The organism is Campylobacter sputorum subsp. sputorum (genome assembly GCF_008245005.1).
GTDB classification, from domain to species: Bacteria; Campylobacterota; Campylobacteria; order Campylobacterales; family Campylobacteraceae; genus Campylobacter_F; species Campylobacter_F sputorum.
In genome coordinates, this window is the sequence record NZ_CP043427.1 from 1023297 (window position 1) to 1048508 (window position 25212).

General features: G+C 28.0%; 22 protein-coding genes and 2 pseudogenes. 12 read left to right on the forward strand and 12 right to left on the reverse strand.

The features are described from left to right. Positions 1 to 156 precede the first annotated feature (156 nt). From CSPT_RS05140 to CSPT_RS09495, 11 genes and pseudogenes are all read left to right on the forward strand, one after another. The gene (locus CSPT_RS05140) at positions 157 to 603 is read left to right on the forward strand and encodes a hypothetical protein (protein ID WP_149051353.1); all 447 of its coding nucleotides are present in this window, start codon (positions 157 to 159) and stop codon (positions 601 to 603) included. Further along, on the forward strand, positions 590 to 2389 hold the full coding sequence (gene uvrC / locus CSPT_RS05145) for an excinuclease ABC subunit UvrC (RefSeq protein ID WP_089182619.1): 1800 nt from the start codon (positions 590 to 592) through the stop codon (positions 2387 to 2389). Before CSPT_RS05140 ends, uvrC begins: the two co-directional genes overlap by 14 nt. Before the next feature lie 116 nt (positions 2390 to 2505). Continuing rightward, on the forward strand, positions 2506 to 3903 hold the full coding sequence (locus tag CSPT_RS05150) for a cation:dicarboxylate symporter family transporter (RefSeq protein ID WP_089182620.1): 1398 nt from the start codon (positions 2506 to 2508) through the stop codon (positions 3901 to 3903). A gap of 105 nt (positions 3904 to 4008) precedes the next feature. Further along, positions 4009 to 7044 carry an ATP-binding protein gene (locus CSPT_RS05155; RefSeq protein WP_089182621.1) on the forward strand — a complete coding sequence of 1012 codons (3036 nt, stop codon included), beginning with the start codon at positions 4009 to 4011 and terminating at the stop codon, positions 7042 to 7044. A 2-nt stretch (positions 7045 to 7046) separates the two neighbouring features. After that, positions 7047 to 8144 (forward strand): CinA family protein, encoded by a 1098-nt coding sequence (locus tag CSPT_RS05160; RefSeq protein WP_089182622.1) that lies wholly within the window; start codon positions 7047 to 7049, stop codon positions 8142 to 8144. Positions 8145 to 8210: 66 nt separating this feature from the next. Continuing rightward, positions 8211 to 9233: a ketol-acid reductoisomerase gene (ilvC, locus tag CSPT_RS05165; protein WP_089182623.1), complete on the forward strand. Its 1023-nt coding sequence runs from the start codon at positions 8211 to 8213 to the stop codon at positions 9231 to 9233. Positions 9234 to 9273: 40 nt separating this feature from the next. Continuing rightward, the gene (locus CSPT_RS05170; protein ID WP_143297535.1) at positions 9274 to 10431 is read left to right on the forward strand and encodes a divergent polysaccharide deacetylase family protein; all 1158 of its coding nucleotides are present in this window, start codon (positions 9274 to 9276) and stop codon (positions 10429 to 10431) included. Further along, positions 10415 to 11185 (forward strand): DNA-processing protein DprA, encoded by a 771-nt coding sequence (dprA, locus tag CSPT_RS05175; protein WP_089182625.1) that lies wholly within the window; start codon positions 10415 to 10417, stop codon positions 11183 to 11185. The genes CSPT_RS05170 and dprA overlap by 17 nt, the downstream gene beginning before the upstream one ends. Continuing rightward, a complete protein-coding gene (gene ruvX, locus CSPT_RS05180; RefSeq protein WP_089182626.1) occupies positions 11182 to 11562 on the forward strand; it encodes a Holliday junction resolvase RuvX in 381 nt (126 codons plus the stop codon). The genes dprA and ruvX overlap by 4 nt, the downstream gene beginning before the upstream one ends. 62 nt (positions 11563 to 11624) lie before the next feature. Beyond that, positions 11625 to 12437, forward strand: a pseudogene (locus CSPT_RS09490) (cache domain-containing protein); the annotation flags it as partial. 741 nt (positions 12438 to 13178) lie between these two features. Further along, positions 13179 to 13580: pseudogene (locus tag CSPT_RS09495) on the forward strand (methyl-accepting chemotaxis protein); the annotation flags it as partial. Between the two features lie 42 nt (positions 13581 to 13622). On the opposite strand, the gene CSPT_RS05190 reads toward CSPT_RS09495, so the two are convergent. From CSPT_RS05190 to CSPT_RS05220, 7 genes are all read right to left on the reverse strand, one after another. Next, positions 13623 to 14114, reverse strand: a complete 492-nt coding sequence (locus CSPT_RS05190; protein ID WP_089182628.1) for an HIT family protein — start codon at positions 14112 to 14114, stop codon at positions 13623 to 13625. A gap of 2 nt (positions 14115 to 14116) precedes the next feature. Further along, entirely contained in the window at positions 14117 to 14899 is a 783-nt protein-coding gene (gene trpC / locus CSPT_RS05195; protein ID WP_089182629.1) for an indole-3-glycerol phosphate synthase TrpC, read from the reverse strand. Next, positions 14896 to 16149: a tetratricopeptide repeat protein gene (locus tag CSPT_RS05200; protein ID WP_089182630.1), complete on the reverse strand. Its 1254-nt coding sequence runs from the start codon at positions 16147 to 16149 to the stop codon at positions 14896 to 14898. The genes trpC and CSPT_RS05200 overlap by 4 nt, the downstream gene beginning before the upstream one ends. Continuing rightward, complete coding sequence (locus CSPT_RS05205; protein ID WP_089182631.1) at positions 16122 to 16487, reverse strand: YkgJ family cysteine cluster protein; 366 nt, start codon at positions 16485 to 16487, stop codon at positions 16122 to 16124. The genes CSPT_RS05200 and CSPT_RS05205 overlap by 28 nt, the downstream gene beginning before the upstream one ends. Continuing rightward, on the reverse strand, positions 16480 to 17166 hold the full coding sequence (locus CSPT_RS05210; RefSeq protein ID WP_089182632.1) for a tRNA1(Val) (adenine(37)-N6)-methyltransferase: 687 nt from the start codon (positions 17164 to 17166) through the stop codon (positions 16480 to 16482). The genes CSPT_RS05205 and CSPT_RS05210 overlap by 8 nt, the downstream gene beginning before the upstream one ends. Positions 17167 to 17286: 120 nt before the next feature. After that, on the reverse strand, positions 17287 to 19434 hold the full coding sequence (locus CSPT_RS05215) for a coiled-coil domain-containing protein (RefSeq protein WP_089182633.1): 2148 nt from the start codon (positions 19432 to 19434) through the stop codon (positions 17287 to 17289). A gap of 18 nt (positions 19435 to 19452) precedes the next feature. Next, positions 19453 to 20406, reverse strand: a complete 954-nt coding sequence (locus CSPT_RS05220) for an NAD(P)-binding domain-containing protein (protein WP_089182634.1) — start codon at positions 20404 to 20406, stop codon at positions 19453 to 19455. Positions 20407 to 20487: 81 nt separating this feature from the next. On the opposite strand from CSPT_RS05220, the gene CSPT_RS05225 reads away from it, so the two are divergent. Continuing rightward, complete coding sequence (locus tag CSPT_RS05225) at positions 20488 to 21711, forward strand: glutamate-5-semialdehyde dehydrogenase (RefSeq protein WP_089182635.1); 1224 nt, start codon at positions 20488 to 20490, stop codon at positions 21709 to 21711. Between the two features lie 54 nt (positions 21712 to 21765). On the opposite strand, the gene CSPT_RS05230 is transcribed toward CSPT_RS05225, so the two are convergent. The 5 genes from CSPT_RS05230 to CSPT_RS05250 form a co-directional block, all read right to left on the reverse strand. Beyond that, complete coding sequence (locus CSPT_RS05230) at positions 21766 to 22167, reverse strand: DUF1425 domain-containing protein (RefSeq protein ID WP_089182636.1); 402 nt, start codon at positions 22165 to 22167, stop codon at positions 21766 to 21768. An 84-nt stretch (positions 22168 to 22251) separates the two neighbouring features. Beyond that, positions 22252 to 22479 carry a hypothetical protein gene (locus tag CSPT_RS05235; RefSeq protein ID WP_089182637.1) on the reverse strand — a complete coding sequence of 76 codons (228 nt, stop codon included), beginning with the start codon at positions 22477 to 22479 and terminating at the stop codon, positions 22252 to 22254. Beyond that, positions 22466 to 22846 (reverse strand): flagellar export chaperone FliS, encoded by a 381-nt coding sequence (gene fliS / locus CSPT_RS05240; protein ID WP_033916027.1) that lies wholly within the window; start codon positions 22844 to 22846, stop codon positions 22466 to 22468. Before fliS ends, CSPT_RS05235 begins: the two co-directional genes overlap by 14 nt. Before the next feature lie 13 nt (positions 22847 to 22859). Continuing rightward, a complete protein-coding gene (gene fliD / locus CSPT_RS05245) occupies positions 22860 to 24734 on the reverse strand; it encodes a flagellar filament capping protein FliD (RefSeq protein ID WP_089182638.1) in 1875 nt (624 codons plus the stop codon). A 3-nt stretch (positions 24735 to 24737) separates the two neighbouring features. Continuing rightward, positions 24738 to 25106, reverse strand: coding sequence for a flagellar protein FlaG (locus CSPT_RS05250; protein ID WP_089182639.1), 369 nt, complete (start codon positions 25104 to 25106; stop codon positions 24738 to 24740). Between the last annotated feature and the right edge of the window lie 106 nt (positions 25107 to 25212).

Genomic DNA, 25212 nt, shown 5'->3' on the forward strand with positions numbered 1-25212 from the left:
TTATATTAAATTTTATTTTGTTATCGTATCGTGATTTGATATAAAATTTTCATTCGTTTTATTTACATCATTAGAAGAATCTGTGGAATAAAAAGGCGGTGCTTTATAACCGCAAGCTGCAAATAAAATTAATAAAAAAAATGCTAAAATAACCTTATGAAAAGCGTTAAAGAAATTATTACTCATATGTCAAACACTCCTTCTTATAGCAAATTAAAAAAATTCAAAGAAGCAAAAGAGTTTATATCTCTTCTTGGAAAATCCAAAAATAGCATTATAAACAACACATTTTGCAAAGATGAAATTATGTATATAGTTGTTTTACATCCTGCATATAAGCAAGAATTAAATAGTGATAGTAGTATAAATCAAATAAAAAACTTATTAAAAAAATACTGCGAAATAAACAAAAATAGCACTTTATCAAATATTAAAAAGATAGAAATCATCATAAAAAAACCAAAAAAAGAAGAAAAAATCATAAAAATAAAAAAAGATTACTCGCATTTATCTTGTGGCGAGTTTGAAAATTTAGCCACATCGCAAGAAATACACAAAATTTATCAAAACATTAAAGAAGAACTAAAAAATGCTTATAGATGACATTTTAGCTCTTCCTAAAAATCCAGGTGTTTATGAGTATTTTGATAAAGATGGAAAACTTCTTTATGTAGGTAAGGCAAAAAATTTAAAAAATAGAGTAAGAAGTTATTTTAGTTTTAGCCCAGCTCTATCCCCAAGCCCACGCCTTAGTATGCGTATAGCCAGGATGATAAGTCAAAGCGTGCATTTAGAATACATCATAACAGATTCTGAAAGCGACGCACTGATATTAGAAAACTCATTTATAAAACAACTTAAGCCAAAATACAACATTTTACTAAGAGATGATAAAACATATCCTTATATTTATATAGATTTAAGTTTGGATTTTCCGCGTTTTGAAATAACAAGAAAAGTTATAAAAGGTAAAAATGTAAGGTATTTTGGTCCATATTTTAAAGGTAGTAAAGAAATTTTAAATGCTTTGTATCTTAAATTTCCACTTGTTCAAAAAAAATCGTGTATAAAAGGTAAAAAAGCTTGTCTTTTTTATCAAATAAAGCGTTGTAATGCACCTTGTGAAAATAAAATTTCGCAAGAACAATACTCTAAAATAGTAGATGATGCCATAAAAGATATGCAAAATCCAGCGTCTCTTGTGCCATTTTTACAAAATTTAATGATAAATTATGCAAATAACGAAAACTACGAAGAAGCAGCTATAGTGCGTGATCAAATCCAAACCATAAAAGATATGCAAATAAAAGTAGAGGTTGATTTGGCTAAATTAGAAGACTTCGATGTAATTGCCATAAAAGCTGATAAAAATATAGTTTGCTCTGTAATATTTAATATAAGAAATGGCAAAATAAGCAACTCAAGACATATTATTTCAATGGTTGAAAATGCGAGTATTAATGAGATAAATGAACTTTATAAACAAATTATAATAGAAGCTTATCCAAAAGAAAGCCCGATAAACTCTACTAAAATTTACACATATGAGGATTTTGAAGATAAAGAGTTGGTAGCTGAAATTTTAAGCAAAAGACATATGGTTAAATTTAAGATCCAAACTCCAAAAATAGGCGAAAAAAGAAAAATTTGCGACATTGCGTATAAAAACTGCGATTTACAAATTCAAAAACATTTGAAAAATAGCAATTATGAGCTTTTAAATGACATAAAACAAACTTTTGATTTAAACAATACTCCTTTTAGAATAGAAATTTTTGATAACTCGCATATGCAAGGTGTTGCAAATGTTGGCTCTATGGTAAGTTTTGAATTGGATCATTTTATAAAAGATGCCTATAGACACGCGCATTTACAAAGCAAAAACGATTATGATCAAATGAATGAGTTTTTAACGCTAAGAGCTAAAAGATTTGATAAACTAAACCCGCCAGATTTATGGATAATTGATGGCGGACAAGCTTTGCTGGATTTAGCTAGTTTAATAATCCAAAGTAGTGGTGCAAATGTAGATGTGATTGCTATTTCAAAAGAAAAAATAGACGCTAAAGCTCACCGCGCAAAAGGAAACGCAAAAGATAAAATTTACACAAAAAGCGGAGTTTTTAAATTTGAAACAAATAGTAAAATTTTGCAATTCATTCAAAAACTACGCGATGAAGCCCATAGATTTGCCATTTCATTTCATCAAAAAACAAAAAGAAAAATGGATTTAAATAGCTCAAAGATGAAAAATCTTGGAATAAGCGATGGAAGTATAAAAAAATTACTAAATTATTATGGCTCGTTTGATAAAATATATGAAGCTAGTTTTGAAGAGATAAAATCCCTTACAAATATTAAAGTAGCTAATAAAATTAAAAATATATAATATTTATATATTTAAAAGTATTGCTATAATATCAAAAATATTGTATAATAACTTTTTTTAAAATATTTAATATATTATTATTATATATTTTAAATTTCAAATTTAAAAGGACTTTTATGTATAGTTTTTTTGTTAATTTTTTTAACATATCTAGCATTTACACTCTACTTGGACTTTTTGCTTTAGCATTTATATTTTATCTGTTAAAAGTGTTGAAAAATGCAGGAGTAAGTAACGGCAAGATTATGGCTTTATCTTTAATTTTTGGAATCTTACTTGGGTATTCATGCTTATATTTAGCAAATTTTCCACATCAAAATATATTATCTTTAAAAGATTCTACTAACCTAAGACCACTTTATGAAATTTATGTGTGGTTTAAATTTATAATAGTTATGTTTATAAGCTTTTTAAAGCTCTTAATCATTCCTATAATATTTTTTGGCATTATAAGGGTTATCATAAATTTGGATCAAAATGTCAAATTTAAAAATATCTTTGGCATATCTTTTTCTTATCTGATGATAACAACAGCCATTGCTTCGCTCATCGGTATAACTTTGGCTATTGTTATGCAAGTAGGCTCAGGAACGATAAATCAAACTACTACAAAAATTATAAAAGAAGTTAAGCCTCTAAATGAAGTTATACTGGACTTTATACCAAGCAATATAATCTCAGCTATGGCAAATACAAATGTTCTTGGCGTAGTTATATTTTCTTTATTTATAGCATTTGGTGCAAATATTCTAGCAAAAAAAGATGAAAATATAAAAAATTTTGATATTTTTAGAAATTTGATAGATTTTATTTATAAAATCATTATGCAAATAACCAAAAAAGTCATATCATTTTTACCTTATGTAGTTGTTGTAATGATAGCAAATACATTTTTAGAAAACGGATTTGATGCGATTATTTCTGCACTTGATTATATTGTTTTATGCTATATAGCAGCTATTTTAACACTTAGTATGCACACTATTGTTCTTTTGCTAAATGGCTTAAATCCTATAAAATATTTTCAAAAAGCCCTGCCAACGCTAATAATGGCTTTTACATCAAGAAGCTCATCTGGGACACTTCCAATGACAATATCAACACTTACAAATAAATTTGGCGTAAGCTCAAGCAATGCATCTTTTGTGGCAAGTATCTCAACAACGATTGGAATGAATGGATGTGCTGGTTTTTATACTGGAAGTGCCGCTGTGTTTTTACTAAATGCACTTGGGGTAAATATAACTTTTGAATACATTGCAATGATAGTGATATTAAGCGTAATAGCTTCATTTGGCATAGCAGGAATTCCAGGAATTGCTATAATGGCACTTTCCGTTGTTATAACAGGTCTTGGCTTAGAAAACAATTTCGCACTTCTTGCAACTATTTTAGCAATTGATCCAATCATTGATATGGTAAGAACAGCTACAAATGTATCTGGCGGAATGATTGCCAGTATAGCAACAGACAAAGGACTAAAAACATTAAGCAAGGATGTTTATAATTCATAAAAATACATTTATCGGGTAAATATTACCCGATAAATTAAAAAGAGTTTTTGATAATTTTTGGTAGAATATGCTTTAATATAAATTTCAAGGATAAATTTATTTAGCATGAAAAATACATTTAAAATTGTAACTAGCATACCATTACTTGTTTTAGCAATTATTTTTTCATATTTCATATATAGTACTTATGAAAAACTTAAACAAAACGATGAAATGAAAACAACTCTAAAGGAGTATTCTACATTAAAACAATTAAAAACAGCTATAGAAAAAGAAGCTCAAATGGGTGTCTTAACCCTAGATAAAACAAATAGTTTTAATGTAGAAATTTTTACAAATCAAATACAAAAAACAAATAGACTTATACAATACGCTTATGGAGAAAATTTAAGCGAAAATATAAATATATTTTTAACAAAAACGAGCAAAATAAGACAAAATCCAAAACTAGATAATTTTGAGCATTTATACGCACCTTATCTAGAAATATATAGATATCTAAACAAAGAAATTTTAGAAAAACTTACAACTCTTTTAAACTATAATGCCCCACTAAATATAAATTCATTTATAAATTACATTATATTTTCTCAAGATATTATTACCACGACAAACCTGCAAAGAGACTATATAAATAATATTTTGATTACAAACACACCAATATCAAAAAATCAAAAACAATTTTGGCTAGAAATAGCTTATGCAAATACAAATGTAAATCCATTTATACTAATGTCAACTAATTCAAAAGCACAAATGTTAAATATAGATCCAAATGACGAACTAAATGATTTATTTCAAATATGCTCTGAATTAAAACTAAATATATTATTTGAAGCACAAAATGCAGAATTTAAAACACCATATAGAAAATGGACTGAAAAAACTGACGATAAATTATCTATATTATATCAATATAACGACATAGCTTATCAAAATATATCAACACAATTGCAACAATACGAAGAATTCCTTGAAAATGACATTAAAATTTATATTCTTATGCTTGTGCTATGCGGTGTATTTTTTATAGAACTGATAATAAGTCTTAATAGACGAAATCAAATTATGAAATATTTCAGATATACGCTTGATACACTAAAACAAAAAGGCTATTTAGACGAAAAAATAAATTTTAAATTTAATTCTAAGAAAAATATACAATATGCGTTTTTAAACATAGATAAATCCATAAAAAATATGGCTTACTCTATAAGCTCTCTTAAAAAAGCAAATCAAATAAAAACAGATCTTCTAGTAAATATCGCTCATGAGATACAAGCTCCATTACAAGGCATAATTAGCTATATAGATTTGATAGAAAAAAGATATAAAAATGTCATAACCAAAAACATAAAAGAAAATGCAAAAAATATTTTTCAAATAGCAAAAAATATAAAAGAGACCAAAAATATAGAAAACAATCAAGTTTTAATTAAAAATATAGATTTTCTACCAATAAAAGAATTTGAAAACACTGCACAAATTTTTGTGCTTTTAGCCTCAGATAAAAATATCGAATTTTATGTTTTCATAGACCCAAAACTTTCAAGCTACATAAATGGCGATTTAGTAAAAATAAAAGAAATTTTGATAAACCTACTAGATAATGCCATTAAATTTACACACGATGGCGGGAAAGTAATCTTACGCGTAATAAAAATGGATTGTAATGTTAAAAATGAAGTTAAAATAAAATTTAGCGTTGAAGATAATGGTGGAAATATAAATATAGAAAAAATTGATCAAATTTTTATAGAAACCTCAATAAACAAAGAGGAATATGAAAAAAAATATTTAAATTTAGGACTTGGTATATCTAAAAAATTAGCCACTTTACTAGGCGGAGAGCTTATATTTAAAAATAACTCAAAAACTGGAAATACATTTGATTTTATCATAAATTTAAAAGATACCAATATAAATGTGCCGTTAAATCAATATAGCTTAAAAATAGCAGTTATAGAATCAAAAAGTGAAGAATTTAATAAAATTTTAGAAATTTATTTACGCAGTCTTGGAGTTGATTGCGAGTTTTTCTCTAATGTAGAAAAACTCAAGCCACAATATTTTGATTTTGATATTATCTTTATTCGTTTTGATGATTATATGGAATTAAAAATAAAATTTAATAAACCTATAATCATTAGTGTAAATTACTATATTTTAAACTCTGTAAAAGAAGAAGATATGAATCAAAATATTTTCTACATAGATGAACCTATAAAATTAACTTATATAGATAAAACATTACAAAACATAATGTCCGTTAAAAAATCAAATCCAAACTACATTATAAGCAATAAAATAGAAAAAATAGATGATAAATTTAACGCAAAAGCTTTAGTTTTGACAACTGATGTTACTATGCAAAAACTTATAAAATATATGTTATCTTATTTGTATATACAAACTACCATAGTTACATCCATAAAAGAACTTATTTCTGAATATACTCAACTATCTTATGAAGTAATTTTTATACAACTAGATCCTACGATGCAAATAGATGAACATGGCATAAAAAGTATCATAGAATTTGAAAAAGAAAATGCTATAAATCACTCTCCAATCATAGCAATTACAGATAATATCATAAAAAGAAATGATGAAAGTATTTATGGAAATGGCTTTGATGATTTAATATCTCAACCATTAAAAATCAATACTCTTTCAAGATTATTAAACAAACTCATACCGCAACATAAAATCATACCAAATATGCAGTTAAGACAAACCATTACCGCTCATTATACAAAAAGCAGTAATGTAAATAAAAAAGATATTTTGATAGTTAAAAAATCTATTCTTGATAATAATTTGATGAAAAATAAATTCCAAGAATTTTTTGAAAATATAGATGTCGCTACAAGTTTAAATACATTTAAAAAACTTATAAAAGAAATTTCTTATGATGTATTAATCATAGATATAAATTTACCAAAATTAAATTTAGACGATATAGAAAAATTACTATCAAATCCGGACGAAAACGCAAATACTCACATAAAAACAGTATTGATGATAGACGATAAAAAAAGCATTTTAGAAAAACATAAAAACTACTTTGATAATATAATTTACAACAATACTGAACTAAATCAAATTTCAATGATAATTAGAAATTTAGCGAAAGGTTAATTATGCAACATGGAATTTTAATTATTGGCGAAGATATCATACTAAATAGTTCGTTTTTAGCATATATATATGAAAAATACGAAGATTATTTTGGAGAAAAAGGCGTCATAAATTATATAAATAAAAATGACAAAAATCTACCTTTTAACATAGAACATTACACTTTTGCTTATGATATACTAACCATTTTTACAACAGACGATAACTACCATATCGCAAGCAAAGTCCTTGCAACTCTTACAAGCGATATTTTAGAGTTAAAAGATGAAATGTTGGTTCCAAGCAAAGTTAGCAAATTTTCAAACGGAAGCTTTGTTTTAAAGATAAACAACGCAGAAGTAAATTTAATAAATGCAAATCCAACTCAAGATTTGCCTCCATTTTTAAGTAAATTTGAAAGAAATTTTGCTTATTTTTCTATATTTGATTTAGATAGTGAAAGTGCCAAAATATTGCTTGAACCATTAGCAAAAACATATGATATAAATATAAATTTAAGTCAAATGGTTGCAAACTGGACTATAGTTAAAGCCATAGAAAATAAATTTGGTCAAATAGACGGTTTTTTGCAAAGTGCTAAAAATCTTTTTTCACAAAAGATAATTCTCCAAAAAGATCCTATACAACACATCGCAAATACACTTATAAAAAAAGGGTTAAAGATAACATTTGCAGAGAGTTGTTCTTGTGGTTTACTTGCTGCTAAATTTGGATCTTATAGCGGTGTATCATCTGCATTTGATGGCTCTTTGGTAACTTATGCAAATGAGATAAAATCCACTTGGCTTGGAGTTAAAGATGCAACTCTTCAAACTTATGGTGCTGTTAGCTCTCAGTGTGTCGAAGAAATGATAAGAGGAGCTTTGGTAGCAAGTGGGGCTAATTTTGCTATAGCAATTAGCGGTATAGCAGGTCCAGATGGCGGAAGCAAAGAAAAACCGGTTGGAACTGTATTTATAGGATCTGGCTCAAAAGATGGAAATATTATGGTAGAAAGATTTTTTCTAAAAGGCAATAGAAACTACATAAGAGAACAAAGTGCAACACTAGGCTTTTTATCATTAATAAGACTAAGAAGCGATATATTTTTTGAAGAGTAAATTCAGTAGTTTATTAACTAGATTTAACTATAATCAAATTTCAAATTTTTTAAAAAAGGATTTCATATGGCTGTAAATGTATTTTATGATAAAGATTGTGATTTATCCCTTATAAGAAGTAAAAAAGTTGCAATGATAGGCTTTGGCTCACAAGGTCATGCACACGCTGAAAACCTTAGAGATAGTGGTGTAGAGGTTATCGTTGGACTTAAAAAAGATGGAAAAAGTTGGGCAAAAGCTGAAGCAAAAGGCTTTAAAGTTTTAAGCGTTAGCGAGGCTACAAAAGAAGCTGATATTATCATGATACTAACACCAGATGAACATCAAAGTGAAATTTTTGAAAAAGAGATAAAACCAAATTTAAAACAAGGAAGTGCCATAGCATTTGCTCATGGATTTAATGTTCATTTTGGTCAAATAAAAGCACCAGATGGAATTGATTGTATAATGATAGCACCTAAAGCACCAGGACACACTGTAAGAAGCGAATTTGTAAAAGGTGGCGGAATTCCAGATCTTATAGCAGTTGAACAAAATGCATCTGGCAAAGCAAGAGAGCTAGCATTAAGCTATGCTTGCGCTATAGGTGGCGGAAGAAGCGGTATAATAGAAACAACTTTTAAAGACGAAACAGAAACTGATCTTTTTGGAGAACAAGCTGTTTTATGCGGAGGACTTTGTTCGCTTATAAATGCAGGTTTTGAAACTCTTGTTGAAGCTGGATATGAACCAGAAATGGCATATTTTGAGTGCTTACACGAAATGAAACTTATAGTTGATTTGATATATCAAGGCGGAATGGCCGATATGAGATATTCTATATCAAATACTGCTGAATACGGCGATTATGTAAGTGGTCCAAGAGTTATCAACGAAGAGAGCAAAAAAGCTATGAAAGAAATTTTAAAAGAGATACAAAATGGCAAATTTGCAAAAGATTTTATCTTAGAGAAAAAAGCAGGTTATGCAAGAATGAATGCCGAAAGAAAAATGTCTCAAAGTTCTCTTTTAAATAAAACAGGCGAAAAACTTAGATCTATGATGCCTTGGATAAAAAGCGGTAAATTAATAGATCAATCTAAAAACTAATATTTTGAATAAAAAAAAATCTTCAAAAAAGTGTGCTAAAATGCACACTTTTAAATGGTATATTTTCTGCGTTTTTATAATATTAGTTTTTTTTGCGGCCATTTATGGTATAGCAATAAATTCACAAAAAAATATCGAAGATAAAAATATAACAACTACGCAACAAATTTTAACTTCAAACAATCAAACCAACCCAAAAACAGATCAAATTATTTATAAGAAAAAAGAAGTTTTAGCAAAAGAAAAACACACACAGCAAAACACTAATTATCCAAAATACCAAACAAACATACCATATCAAAAAATCCAAGAACAAGAGTTAGCAGAGCAAAATTTAAGTGAATTTTTTAAACTTTTAGATGCAAACCAAAGCACACAAATAAAAGATGAAAACAACACAATAGATAAAAATATATCAAAACAAATTAGTATTATAGATAGCCAAAAAAAATACGAAGATGAGGATTTAGAAAAGAAATCACAAAAAGCAATTTATGATACAACGGCAAAAACGCTAGATAGAAGAGGCAAAAAACCACTTCTTGCAATTATAATAGATGATGTTTCAACTTTTACACAAGCAGAGCTTATCAAAAAAATAAAATTAAAAATTACTCCATCTATATTTCCAGTATCAACAAATACTCCAAATACAGCTCAAATTGCAAATAAATTTAGTTTTTATATGATTCATCTACCAATGAGTGCGATTAATTATAAAAATGAAGAACCAAATACTATGCATATAACAGATAGTAAAGACCTGATGTTAAAAAGGATAAAAAAAATAAAAAAAGATTTTCCAAAGCTTAAATTTCTAAACAACCATACCGGAAGCGAATTTACATCAAACACTCAAGCTTTAGATAAACTTATGAGTATTTTAAAATCCCAAGATATTGTGCTTCTTGATAGCAAAACAATAGCAAAAAGCAAAGTTAAAGATATAAGTAAAAAATACAATATGCCATATCTATCTAGGGATGTTTTTTTAGATAATATTCACTCTGAAATAGAAATAAAAACGCAACTCAAAGATGCTATAAATATAGCAAAAAAAAGAGGTTACGCCATAGCCATAGGTCATCCACACGATATAACTCTAAAAACTATAAATAAAAACATAGATATGTTAAAAGATGTAGAAGTTGTGTATGTAGATAGACTATATAAGGAAATTTATGGATATATTAGATAAAATCCCGCAAGATCTTTTAAGACTAAAAAATCCACCTAAAACGCTATACTATAAAGGCAATACCGATTTGTTGCAAATGCCAAAAATTGCAGTCGTTGGTTCAAGAAAAATATCATTTTATACTAAAAATTTGATATCAAATTTATGCTTAAATCTTAAAAAATATGGCATTTGCGTAGTAAGCGGCGGTGCGATTGGATGCGATATAACAGCACACAAAGCCGCTTTTCCAAACACCATAGCTGTTTTTGCAAATGGTTTAAATATCATTTATCCAAAAACAAATTCAAATTTAATAAATCAAATGTATGAAAATTCACTTGTTTTAAGTGAGTATGAGCCAGATGAGCCGCCATTTAAACATCGTTTTTTAGAGAGAAATCGTATAGTTGTCGCACTTAGTAAAGCCGTTGTCATAGCTCAGGGCGATATCGCTAGTGGCTCACTTTCAAGTGCTAAAATAGCCAAAGATTTAGGAATTCCTATATTTGTTTTTCCTCAAAGGATAGATGAAAGCAAAGGTACAAATTTGCTACTAAAACAAAAAGATGCGATACTTTTAGATGATTTTGACGAATTTGGAAAGAAATTTGGCGATAACTTACAAGAAAATTTGCAAAAAGACGAAATGCTAGATTTTATAAAAAATAATTCAAATTTAACAGAGTGCTTAAATAAATTTGGAAGCAAAATTTACGAATACGAACTACTTGGAAAAATCAGTATAAATGGTTTTAGCGTGAGTGTGAAATGATAGTAGCTATAGATGTTGGCTTAAAAAGAATAGGAGTTGCCATATCTTATGAAAATGGAGTAGTTTTGCCACTAAACGCAGTCATACGCAAAAATCGCAATCAAGCTTCAAAAGAAATAAGTCAGTTACTACAAGATTATAAAGCAAAAAAACTTGTTGTTGGTATCCCACTTGGCGGAAGTAGCGAAGATGAGATGACTAGACGCATAAAACACTTTGTAAATTTAATATATTTTGATGGTGAGATAATTTTTATTGATGAGAGTTTTTCAAGCAAGGAAGCTAGCGATTTTGCCGTTATAAATCATAAGAAAAAAGATGGAAAACTAGATAGTTTAAGTGCAATGATAATACTTAAAAGATATATTGAAAATTAACTTTAACTATATTTTAATGATTATAATTGTAATATAAACTTTATAATTTCAATACGGGGGGGATGAAGAGCCTTTCACAAAAATTAACGCTATTGATAGTTGCTTGCGTTATAGTAGGTCTTGGCGTATTTTTTGTAATCAACTATAATTCAACAAAAAATACAGTGGTGTATCTATATGACAATACAAGAAAAACAAACCTAGATACTGCTACTTTTTATGTAGATGAATACTTTACAAGCAGACTTTCCATAGTATCCAAATTTGCAGAGGAGATAGGAAAAAACAAAGCTTATATTCAAGAGCATTCTGCAATGTATGAACTGCAAAAAGCATTTTCAACTTCGCCATACGAAGCACTATTTTTAGGCTATGCTCAAGATGGCAAAACCATCAAAACAGACCTAATTAAAAATAATAATGCATTTGTTATAAACAATTTTGATGGTAGAACAAGAGAGTGGTTCAAATCAGCCATGGAAACACAAAAACCGGGATTTTCAAAACCATACGAGGATATAACAACCAAAAAACTTACAACAACAGCATTTGCTCCAGTATTTTCAAATGGTAAAATAGTAGGTGTAATAGGTGCAAATATTTTTCTAGATGATTTTCAAAATGAAGTTTCTAAAATAAAAGTAACCAAAACAACAGATATAGTTATAACAGATTTTGATAATACAATGCTTGTTCATCCAAATAAAGATTTAATAGGAAAACAAATTCCAGAGATAGAAAATGCAATAAAACAAAGTTTAAGCGGAGAAAATGGCGGCATTGCTCATTATGACTTAAATGGAAAAGAAAGAGTGGCTATTTGCAAAAAAGACCCTATAACTACGTGGAATTTGTGTTTAATAGCGGATGAGGAAGAATTTCAAAATGAACTCTCAAAAATAACAAATGCTCAAATTACTATGTTTAGTATTTTTATAATCATACTAATAATCGTAGTTATAATAATCATAAAACAAGCCTTAAAACCAATCTCCATCATCCAATCAGGTCTAAACAATGTATTTAAATTTATCAATCACGAAACAAAAGATGCTAATACAATAAATGTAAAAACTAAAGATGAATTTGGAGCTATGGCAAAAGCTATTAATGAAAACATAGAAAAAACTAAAAAGAATTTATCTGATGAAGAGATATTTATCAAGCAAGCTGATACATTTGTAGATAAGATAAAAGAAGGAGACTTCTTAGCATCATTTGAAGCAAATAGTAGTAATCCTGCTTTAAATGAACTAAAAAATACATTTAAAGAACTTCAAGTTGTATTAAAAGAAAGAATTGCTTCAAATGCACATGATTTATTAGATTTATTAAACTCTTATGCAAATAAAGATTTCACAGCTAAATTAAATGATAATGGAATTATGTCTAAGAATGTTAATAATCTAGGCAATGAAATATCAAATATGCTTAAACAAAATCTATCTCAAGCAGAAAGCTTACAACAAAAATCAGATCTATTATCTAAAGCAGTAGATCAAATAACAGCTTCAGCTAAAAAACAAGCCAGTTCACTTGAAGAAAGTGCAGCTGCTGTTGAAGAGATGAGTAGTTCAATGAACTCAATTAATCAAAAAACAACAGAAGTTATAGCTCAAAGTGAAGAGATTAAAAATGTTATAACTATTATAAAAGATATATCAGAGCAAACTAACCTTCTAGCACTTAATGCTGCTATAGAAGCAGCAAGAGCTGGAGAAGCAGGAAGAGGATTTGCTGTTGTTGCTGATGAAGTTAGAAAACTAGCAGAAAAAACTGGTAAGTCATTAACTGAAATAGAAGCTAATGTAAATGTTTTAACTCAATCAATAAATGAGATGAGTGAAAGTATTAGAGAACAAACTGAAGCAATATCTATGATAAATAACTCTGTAGCTGATGTAGATGCTTTAACAAAAGAAAATGTTAATATTGCTAATAATACATTTACTATCACAAAAGAACTTGATACTATGTCTAAAGATATAGTTGATAGTGTAAGGAAGAATAAGTTTTAATTATAAATTTAGATGTTAGAGAAAACTCTAACATCTAAGTGTTTATACTAAATTTAAATCACTAAAAGCTTTTTTTAATTTCTTATACAATTTTTCAAAATCAACTCCAGCTACTCTAGTTTCACTTATGGTTGTGATAAAATTTGTATCACCTTTCCATCTTGGAACTAAATGATAATGCACATGCTCACAAATCCCAGCCCCAGCGTCAGCACCTAAATTCATACCTATATTTACACCAGTTGCATTTAATGCTTCTTTTAAAATTTTAACTCCTAATTTTACATACAAACTCATTTCAAACCAAGTTTCATCATCTAAACACCCTATGTTATCTATGTGTTCATACGGAATTACCATAAAATGCCCAGGAGAATATGGATAAAGATTCATAACACCAAAGCAGTGTTTTGCTCTAAAAAGCACACCAAATTCATCATCTTTTTGAGGATTTTTTACTATATTACAAAAAACACAATCATCACTTTTTGTCTCAAAATACTCAGACCTCCAAGGTGCATTTAAATGGTTCATATCTAACCTTTCATATATTTAATAGCCTTAGCTATATCATCTTGTCTCATAAAATATTCGCCTATCAAAAAGGCATCCACGCCAATTTTATTTAAATTTACCAGCCCTTCATGAGAGCTAAGACCGCTTTCTGCTACAATGATTTTACCATTTGGAATCATAGGTATTAGCTTTTCACAAAGATCCATATGCATATCAAAAGTTTGTAAATCTCTATGATTTATACCTATTATATTTACACCAGCAAAAATGGCCTTTGTGATATCTTCTTTATCATGAGCTTCGAGTAATACTTCAATACCAAGGCTAAAAGCTAGTTCTACAAGTTTTTTCAACTCTTTTTTATCAAGAGCCTTTGCAATAAGCAGTATAAAATCAGCACCATATAAGTAAGCTTGTAAAACTTGGTATTCATCTACTATAAAATCTTTTCTTAAAAGCGGTATGCTTGTGTATTTTCTTATAAGTGAAAGATACTCTAAATTTCCTTTAAAAAAATGCGGTTCAGTTAATATAGATAATGCATTTGCACCATTTTTTTGATATATACTAGCTATATCAACTGGGTCGAAATTTTCCCTTATTATACCTTTGCTAGGGCTTGCTTTTTTGACTTCACAAATTAGTCTAAACGGCTCATCATTAGTTGATTTAAGGGCTTTTTTTACATCTCGTTGGATATTTCTTACATTAAAAATAGTTCTACTTAAAATATCAAAAGGCAACTCTTTTTTTTGAATTTCTAAATCTTCTTTTGTTTTTTGTATAATCTCATCTAGTATCATTTTGCCCCTTTTTTTAAGCATTCATCTATAAATTTTATATGTTCTTTTGCTTCTGGAGAGTTTATAAAATCTTCATTATTGATGATTTTAGATATAGTGTTTTTTGCGGCTTTGCAATCGCCTACTTTATACTCACCCCAAGCTATTGAATCAACTATATAAAACGATTCTGGATCAAGTTCATAAGCTTTTTTAGCTAGTTCTAATCCTTTCTTAGCATCTATATCATGATCTATGAGTAAATAACCATAATAGTTATAAAAAATCGGATCATTTACTAAATACACGGATTTTTCAAAGTTATTAACAACTTCGTTTAAAATATTTTGATTTAGTTTATTTTTGCTATCTTCATACTTATAAATAGCCATTCTTGCTTGATAAATAGGTTCTTTTAAATTTTCAAATTTATGTTTTGCAAAATTATACGCATCATTAAATCTACCAAGTTTAGCATAAAGATCTACTAAGATATCATTTTGGGGATATTTTTTCTCAAGATATTTTACAGCCTTTTCATACTCTTTTTCTACTGCAAAAATTTGTATAATTGTCTGCAAATATCTCTCATCTAAAGAATCTTCATATAATTTTTCATAAATTTCTATAGCTTTTTTAGAATCATTACTTTTAAGATATAGCAATCCAGCAGCTTCACAAATCTCAACACTACAGCCATTTTTATCTATATAATCTCGTAAAATACTAATAGCTTCTTTTGTTTTAAATAAATTTTTATCTAAAACCTCAACAATTGGCATTAAATTTTTTTCAATATTTTCTAACTCATAAGCTTTTTTTAAATACTTTAAAGAAGCTTCATAATCTTGCTCATATATATAAATCATACCAAGCATAGAGTAATTCTTGGCATCTTTATCTTTTTTTACAAGATCAAGTAATTTTATCTTTGCTAGATCAAATCTGCCCCTTAGGAGCATATCAGAAACATCTATCCTTATAAAATCGGGGTCATTTTTTAAAACAATCCTACCCTTTTTTAAAAGCTCTGCAAAATCACTAGATTTATTTACAAAAGCTATCTTGATAGACTCTTTTAAATATATTTTTTCATTTGTTTGTTTGTACAAATCAAGAAGTAAAGATTTGGCTTCATCAAAATTTCCGCTATTTTCATATAAAAATGCTTGCATTAAATTAAATCTTTGTGTATCTTTTTTGTCTAGATTAAAACAAAATGCATTTACGCACAATACAAATATCAAGACAATTTTTTTACACCAATACATTCTCTCTCCAATTCATCAAAATTATTTTTAAAATGACTCCAAAAAGGAAAAGTTTTACACTGATTTGGACGAAAATCGTAAATCGAGCAGTTTAAATTCTCTTCATCAAAAAATATACAAGCTTTTCCATTGTTATAATTTTTCTCTTTTAGACTAAATTTAAAACCAACTTTTATTAAATAATTATGTTTAAAATCATCGAAGCTAGTGTTTAAATGCTTACACAATGCAAAAATTTCATCTTTACTTATCCATATATAGCCGCTTTCTCCCGTGCAGCACTTTCCTCCGCACTTTTTGCAAGCACCACTATCAAAAGTAAAATCAAACTTACTCATAATCCACGCTCAACAAATCAGCTTTTGCAAATATTTCCTTTGCCAAAGGACTATAACCATCATCGCAATTTACAAAAATTGGCGGTAAAATTTCACATAAACTCTTAGAATTTTTTCTCGCCTCAATCAAAACAAGCTTTGAATTTTTTGTAGCTTTTGGATGCACGAATTGTACCTTATTTGTGTTAAATTTAAGATTACGAAGCAAAAAAAATATCTCATTAATTCGCTTTGCGTCATAGCAAAAAATCAAAGTTCCATTTGGTTTTAAAAGTTGAAAACTTTTTTCTAAAAAATTTTGCAAATTTAAGTTAGAACTATATCTAGAAAAGTTTTTGTGTAAATTTTTACTTTTTATAACTCCGTCGTGGTAAAATGGTGGATTTGAAACAATATAATCAAATTTAACATCTCCATTCATATCTAAAAAATTGCCATTAATAATATCTGCTTTGATATTGTTTTCATTGGCATTTTTGATAGATAGTTCTATATTTTTTTCCAATATATCTATCATGCTTAAAGAAATTTTTTCAAAGTCTCGTTTTAACAAAAGCCCTAAAATACCACATCCACAACCAACATCTAAAACATTGCCTTTTAGCTTTTTTATAAAATTATAAAGCATTACCGTATCGCTGTTGTAGCGATATCCATCTTTTTCTTGAAAAAGTTTCATCTATATACTTTTATCACAAAACCTTGTTTATTTGGCTTTGTTATGATTTCATTTGCATAAGATATCCTAGAAAAATCCCCAAACTCATCTCTTATCAACCCTGCTCCAACTTCTGCTTTTTCATCCTAAAGCGTAATTACTAATTTTATCTACATTGCTAATGCCACTATTTCGAAGTTTTTGAGATACTGCTTTTACCGAGCTTGAACTGTTTATAGGAATGACTACAAAAGAAAAATTAGAATTATATTTTTGTAAAAATTCACTTACTAAGTTTTTACACATTACGCTTGGTTGATTTTTTGAGTTCAAATCCTCACACGATATAGAATCTATATTAACGGCTTTTTTAGGAGCGATTTTTTCTATGCTATTTTTATCTAATGAAAGTATATCGTGCCTTAATTTTCCATTTTCTATCTCAAGTTCTTTTATGCTTTGCAAGCTTTTTTCATATTTTGCTATAATGTCGCTTGTTTGAGTACTTGAAATTCTATTGATTCTTAGTTTTTCGTTTTCATTTATAACATCCAAAAGAAGTTTTTCGCTGTTAAGAAGTTGATTTTTTAACTTATTTATATCAGAAAGTAGCTCTTGATTTTTTTCTTTTAGGGCTAGGCTATCTTTATCGCTTTTTATAACCTCTATTTCAAAATTACCTTTTTTGGTTTTATTTAAATTTTCAAGCTTAGCTTTTAGTTTATCGTTTTCTTTTTTTAAATTGATAGAATTTTGTTTTTCGTCTTTTATATCATTTAGCTTTTGAGTTAAAGTTTTTATCTTATCTTCATATTTTCTAGTTTTTAAGCCATAGTTTAAAGCTAAATTTGAGTTTAATGCTTTAGCTGAATTCTCCTCTTTTAAATTCTTTATCTCATCGTTTAACTTATTTATAGTAGCGTTTAAAGAATTTTGCAAAGAAGTTTTTTCATTTTGCAATGATGCGATTTTTTCATTTAGAAGTTTATAATTTTTATCAATTATACCTTTTGTAGTTTTATTGTCATCTTTAAATTTATCCATTTTTTGATTTAAAGATAAAATTTGATTATCTTTAAGCTTAATACGCTCTTCAAGATTTGATATAATCAAACTTTCATTTTTATCATTTATCTTTTTTAACTCATTTTGCAAATTAGATATAGTTAAATTTTGCTCTCTAAGCATACTAAGATACTTTTTTTCTAAACTTTTATCCTTTAAATTTTTATTTTCTACAAGCGTTTTAGCTAGTCTGTCTTCAAGTCCAGAAATTTGATTTGTATAACTTTGCTTTTCTTCTAATGCGATTTTACCAAGATTTTTAATCTCTTCTTCTTTTGATTCCAAATCTTTTATAAATTTATCTTTTTGTTTTTCAAACTCAGTTCTCAAATCAGAAAGATCTATTTTATTTTTTTTCTCCAAATCAGCAATACTCATAGTATGTTTGCTTAAAATATCATTTATCTGAGTATCTTTTAAATCAATAGTTTGTTTTAACTCTAGTTTTTGCTTGTCGATTTCTTTTGCTTGTTTTGCCAGAAGTTCTAAATTTTGTGCATTCTTAGACTTAAGCTCTTCAAGTTGCTCTAAAAGATAACTATTTTTTTGACTAAGAGATGAGTTGTTTTGTTTTTCTTTGCTTGTTATATTTGAAAGTTTTTGACTAAATTCTACCTCTTTATCGCGTAAAATCTTTTGAGCTATTTCTATCTCATTTTTTAACTCTACTATCTTTTGCTCATAAATTTTAGAATTTTGCATACTAGAAAGCTGAACATCATTTAGCCTTTTTGTAAGTTCGTCTATATTCTTATAGTGTTGATCTTGCGCTTGTCTTAAAAGTTTTAAATTTTTATCTAAAAATTCTTTTTTTTCATTTTCCATATCTTTTTTTTGATCTCTAAGCCTTAATATCGCTTCCCAGTTTTTGTTTGCCAAATCTATGTTGTCTATATATAAAAGTTTATTGTGATTTCTAAGCGCTATGATTTGAGCTTTAAGCTCATCATTGCTCCCCACAACTTCTCCATCATTGCTATTTATTTCAAAATTTAGTGCGTAAGAATAAGGCGTTATGTAGTCCCCATACTCAGAAAGGTCGTTTTTATTTATATAATCTTTTTGAATACTAAGCGGTAAATCGCTAAATTTAAGCTCGTTGTGGTTTGTTTGGATATTTTCTTTTACAGAGACTTGCGAGATTTTTGTATCGTAAAATACATAACAAATTGCTCCAAATAAACTTGCAGCAAGTAAAGTTAAAAAAGTTAGCAAAAATCTCACCAAAGTTCTCCAAATAAACTACATTTTAGATTTTATATGACTTATTATATTATGAGCATGATTTAATGCAAATACGATAGAACCGCCATTTTTAGTAACTATATCTCCGCCAACATAAAGACCTGGTATATTTGTCATTAAATTCTCATCTACGATTGGTTGAGAATTCTCATTTACTTTAATTGAACATCTTTGTAAAAAATCTATTGGAGTTGAGCCACCTATCGCATAAATAATCCTATCGTAAATTTCATATGATCCATCACTAAATTTAACTTTTATTTTGTTATTTTCATTTTCTAGTTCGGTTATATCAATGCCAAGTTTTAAATTTAGTTTATTTTGCTCTGCTAAATCAAGAAGCTCTTTTTCGTTGATATCATTAAGTCTTGTAAATGTGCTTTTTCTATAACAAAGTATAACAACATTTGTTTTACTAAGCTCTATTGCATACTCAGCAGCCGAATTTCCGCCACCTACAACCATGATCTTTTCATTATCAGAACAAGAATTTAAATTAAAATTTACAACTGAATTTAAAGAAGGTGGGATTTTATAATCAGGCTTATTTGGTCTGCCCATTTTACCTATTGCTACAACAACATTTTTAGCCTCATAAGTAATGCTTGGCGTTACAACATGAAAAATATCTCCAATTTTTTGAACTTTTTCAACCTCTATATTAAAAACTGTATCTACTTTTTCTTCTTCAAGAAGTTTATCAAAATAATCCAAAACATCTTCTTTTATGGATGTTTCAAAAGGAATATTTCCAACAACAACCGAAGGCATATTTTTATACTCTTTATCTACTCTTTTATTGTCTTTATAAAATTTTCTAATCGTTTGAGAGTGGTTATCGCCTTTTTCTAAAAGCAAAACATTTTCAAATCCCATCTTTTTTGACTCAACAACCGAAGCTATTCCACAAGGGCCTCCGCCAATTACAACAACATCATAAATAGTTTTCAAATTTACTCTCCAAAATATTAAGTTTTAAATGTTAAAATATACCAATTTTTTAGTTTAAATTTGATTAAAAGAGAAAATATTATGATAGACACAATCAAAAAAGCAAGACAAACATCAAAAACACTACTTGAACTAAACCCTCAAACAAAAAAAAATGTCATACTTGATATGAGCGAGGAAATATCAAAATCCAAAAAAGATATATTAAGTGCAAATAAAATCGATATGCAAAACGCAATTTCGCTTAGCAAGGCTATGCAAGATAGATTAATGCTAGATGAAAAACGGATAAACGATATAGCAAATTCACTAAAAATAGTAGCAAATTTACAAGATCCAATAGGCAATGTTTTAAGCGGTTGGATAAATTATGCTGGCTTAAAAATAAACAAAGTTTCTATACCTATCGGCGTAATTGGCATAATTTATGAATCTCGTCCAAATGTTACTGCTGAAGTTGCATCTTTGTGTCTAAAAAGCTCAAATGTTTGCCTATTAAAAGGCGGAAAAGAAGCACTAAATTCAAATTTGGCAATCATTAAAGCACTACACAAATCTTTAGAAAAATTTAACATCCCAGCAGAATGCATTAGTTATCTTAATATCTCAAGGCAAGATGTTAAAAAATTTTTAAAAATGGATAAATACATAGATCTTATCATACCAAGAGGCGGAGAAAATTTGGTAAAAATGGTAAGTAATACATCAAAAATACCAGTTATAAAACACGACAAAGGGCTTTGCCACGCTTATGTTGATGAATTTGCTGATTTAAAAAAAGCTTTAGATATATGTGTAAATGCAAAATTTTCAAAACCATCAGCTTGCAATAGCATTGAGACAATACTAATTCATAAAAACATAGCTGATAAATTTTTACCTATGTTAAAAACTAAATTTGATGAGCTAAAAATACATATAAAAGGTTGCAATCAAACTGCTAAATTTATAAATTGCGAAAAAGCTACAAACAAGGACTTTGACACAGAATATTTAGACTACGCAGTAAATTTAAAAGTTGTTTCAAGTATAGATGAAGCTATAGCTCATATAGAAAAATTTAGCTCGTCTCATTCTGAGGTTATAATATCTAAAAACGAAGAAAATATACAAAAATTTTTAAATTTAGTAGATAGTGCTTGTGTGTATGTAAATACATCAACAAGATTTAGCGATGGCGGTGAGTTTGGATTTGGAGCAGAAATTGGAATTAGCACAAACAAACTTCACGCAAGAGGTCCAATGGGACTAAATGAACTAACTACATACAAATATCAGGTATTAGGAAATGGACAAGTAAGATAGAGTAAAAAATACAATAATATAAAAATTATTGTATTTTTGATTTTAAATTTTTATTTATTTTATATCATCATTTTTGGGATACATTATCCTTACTTGATAATTTATTGCTTTTGTAGATGGCGAAACTCCTCTTATAACTAAATTTTTCATGGACTCTACATTTACAATTTCCCATTTAGACATAAGAATATCTACCAAAAAATTATCTTTATCAAACCAGTCTATTTTATAAGCAATTTTTATATTTTTATCTGCCATATTTACAAAAATAACTTCAATTTCTGTTAATCCGTCATCTCTGAGCTTATGTGCTGTATTTATAAGTTTAAAATCATCATAAAAATTATCAGATAATACTACTATTTTATTTTCTAAAAGCTCTTTTTGAGTATCTGTAAAAAAGCTACATCCACAAAATAAAAGTGATATTAAAAGTGTAAAAATAATCTTTTTCATTTTTATCCTTATTAATTATGTATAAAAAAGAGTTATATTTTAAATCAAAATATAAAAAATATCAATACTAAATTTAAAAACTTGTTATTGATAATAATCAGCATATTTTCTAACGCTTTTTAACTTTTTTATATCATTTGCCAAAGAGTCTTTTTTAAAATTTATTAAATTTAAAGCCTCTTTTGTAAGGCTAAGAGCAGACAGCATATCATCAACTGTCTTAAAATTTGATGGCATACTGTCTATAAGAAGTAAAATTTTTTCACTATCTTTATTTGCTATGGCAATTTTAAAATTATCAAGCCAACTCATCTTCTTTAGTAACTTCCTTCCATGCTTCTAAAAGCTCTTTTACAACATGAATTACTTCATCAAGATTAGCTTTTTCATTTGTTAAATTTGCTTGCGTAAGAAGTTGAATCTCTCTTGTATAAAGACCGGCTAAATAATGTGCAACGTCGCCTTGATTATAATCAAGTGAGTTTATAAGTTCAAAAAATATCGCATTTGCCCTATTTATATTATAAACTTTTGCTTCTATATCATCATCATCTATAGCTTTTTTTGTCCTATAAACAAATTTAAGTATCCCCTCATAAAGCATTTCTATTAATTTTTTTGGAGATTCTATTCCTACGCTATTTTGCATATAAGCAGAATATGCTAAATTATTTTGCATTTTACTTTCCTTTTTATTTATTTGCAAGTTCTGCATCTATCATACTTTGAAGTGCTGAAAACTGTCTGTTTAATTTACCTATAATGGCATCGTATTGAGCAAATTGCATTTCCATTCTCTCATATCTTTCATCTATCTTTTTTTGTGTATCTATTCTTTCATCGCTAAGTCTTTTATTGTCTTTAGTTAAAGAATCCGAAAGCTTTGTTATCGTTCCTTCTTTACCAACCATGCCATTTAGCGTATCTGTTAGTTTAGCAAATACGCCTTTATTTTCATTAGAAGTAGCATGTATGCTTACTTTTTCTAATCCCAAAGCTTTAAGCACATCATCTCTACCAGTTATTTCTATAGAACCACCATCTTGCCTTGTTAAATTAACACCGGTTTTAGTATCATTTAATTCAGCTTTTAAGCCTTTTATATCAGCTTTGTTGATAGCGTCTAAAAGAGCAAGGGCATTTTGTTCTTGTGTATTAGAGGCATCTGTTTTAAATAAAATTTCTTTATCGCCTATTTTTAAAGCTCCGCTAGAAACATAAATAGCACCGCCTGATATATCTTTTGAAATATAAGATATTTTAGAATGGCTCATATCTCCTACGAAAAATTTCTCAACATAGTCAAAATCCTCTTCTGCCATTTTATTAAATTTTGTTTTATCAAATTTCAAAAGACCATCTTCACTCAAACTTATACCAAAGTCAGACACTGTATTTAGTGCATTATAGATATTTTTTATCTCATTACCATTTTTATCTTGCGAAATTTCTGTAACACTTCTACCTGTATTTACAGCTTCAAATAAAACTTTGTTAATACTTGATTTTATAGTAGTAATTTCATTAATACCTTGTAAAACACCGCCCATTCCAGTTTGTTCATTATAATCAGTAGAGGCGCTAAGATTATTCATAAGTTCATTATATGATTTTACAAGATTTTCTATCTCACTAATTATATTTTCAGTATCGTTATTTATACTAACACTAGTTTTCCCAGTCTCTTTTAAAGTAATTTCAACACCTGCTGTAATATCATCAAATTTATTACTTTGTCTTGACATATTAACGCCATTATATGTAAATTCAGCATTTTGTGCTTTTTGTATATGGTTTGCTTCAAGCTGTGTTATTTGAACTTTATTACCAGAGCTATCAAGAATTGGCTGAGAGTTTTCATCAAGTTTATCTACCATCTCGTTTCCAAGACCAAGAGCAGAAAGTATTTTTAAAGAATTTGGATCATCTATTTGGCTTCCATTTGTATCTTTAGTTTTTGTAGCACTAAATGATAAAGCATTATCTAATCCAGAATCTTTTGATTGTATTATAAGCTGAGACTTGCCTTCTCCTACATTTAAAATTTTGGCACTCACAGCACCATTTGTTGCCCTATTTATCTCATTAGCTAAATCTTCGTAAGTATCTGATTGTTTTATATTTATTTTAAATTCTTTTTTGTTACTACCGCTTCCTAAAGCTATAGTAAAACTTCCATCATCAAAAAGCTTTCCACCACCAGAAACTATGTCATTTTCGCTTCCAAATTTAGAAGTTTGATAAACATCATTTTGAGCTAACTGTTTTACATCTAAATTAAAATCATGCAAATTAACACCAGAAGAAACATTTACATTAGCACTATCCCCATTAACACTTGCTTTTCTTTTAAGGTATGTTGTCTCATTTCCTAGGGCTGATACTGATGTTTTCAAAGATGACAGGAGTGTAGAAATAGTTGTTATATCTTTTTGTTTAGTGGTATTATCTGTGATATTTTTACCAATAGGATCTATTTGTGCCTTTACATCAGCAGCTTTTAACTTGTCGATTATATCCCCTGTTAAAACCTGACTTCCTATTCCGAGTGATTTTATGGCTGGCATAATTTATCCTTTCTTATCCATTAACAAACCTATAATTTCTTTAAAATGTTCGCTTAGTTTCATCATACTTTCTGTAGGAATTTTTCTTATAACTTCTCCAGTATTTTTTTCTAAAACATTTACATAAAGAGAACTTATCTCCTCATTATAGGCAAATCTTATATTTGTCTGCAAAGACTCCATCTGTTTATTTAAGCGATCTGCAATCTTATTTATCTCTTCATTTGATAAAGACCTTTTTTGATTTAACTCTTCATTAAAACTACTACTCAAATCAGATTTTTCAAATAACACTGATTTTGTACTATTTTGAGTTTGAGATAAAGAAATAGAGCTATCCATTTGTCTTGAAGCTACATCATATATCTCCATAATTTTCTCCTTAAAATTATTTTCTTTGATGAGTATATCGACAAAAAGTATAATTTATTTAGCTTGGCATACTAAATTTTATTTTTTTAGTTAAAATAAGAAAATA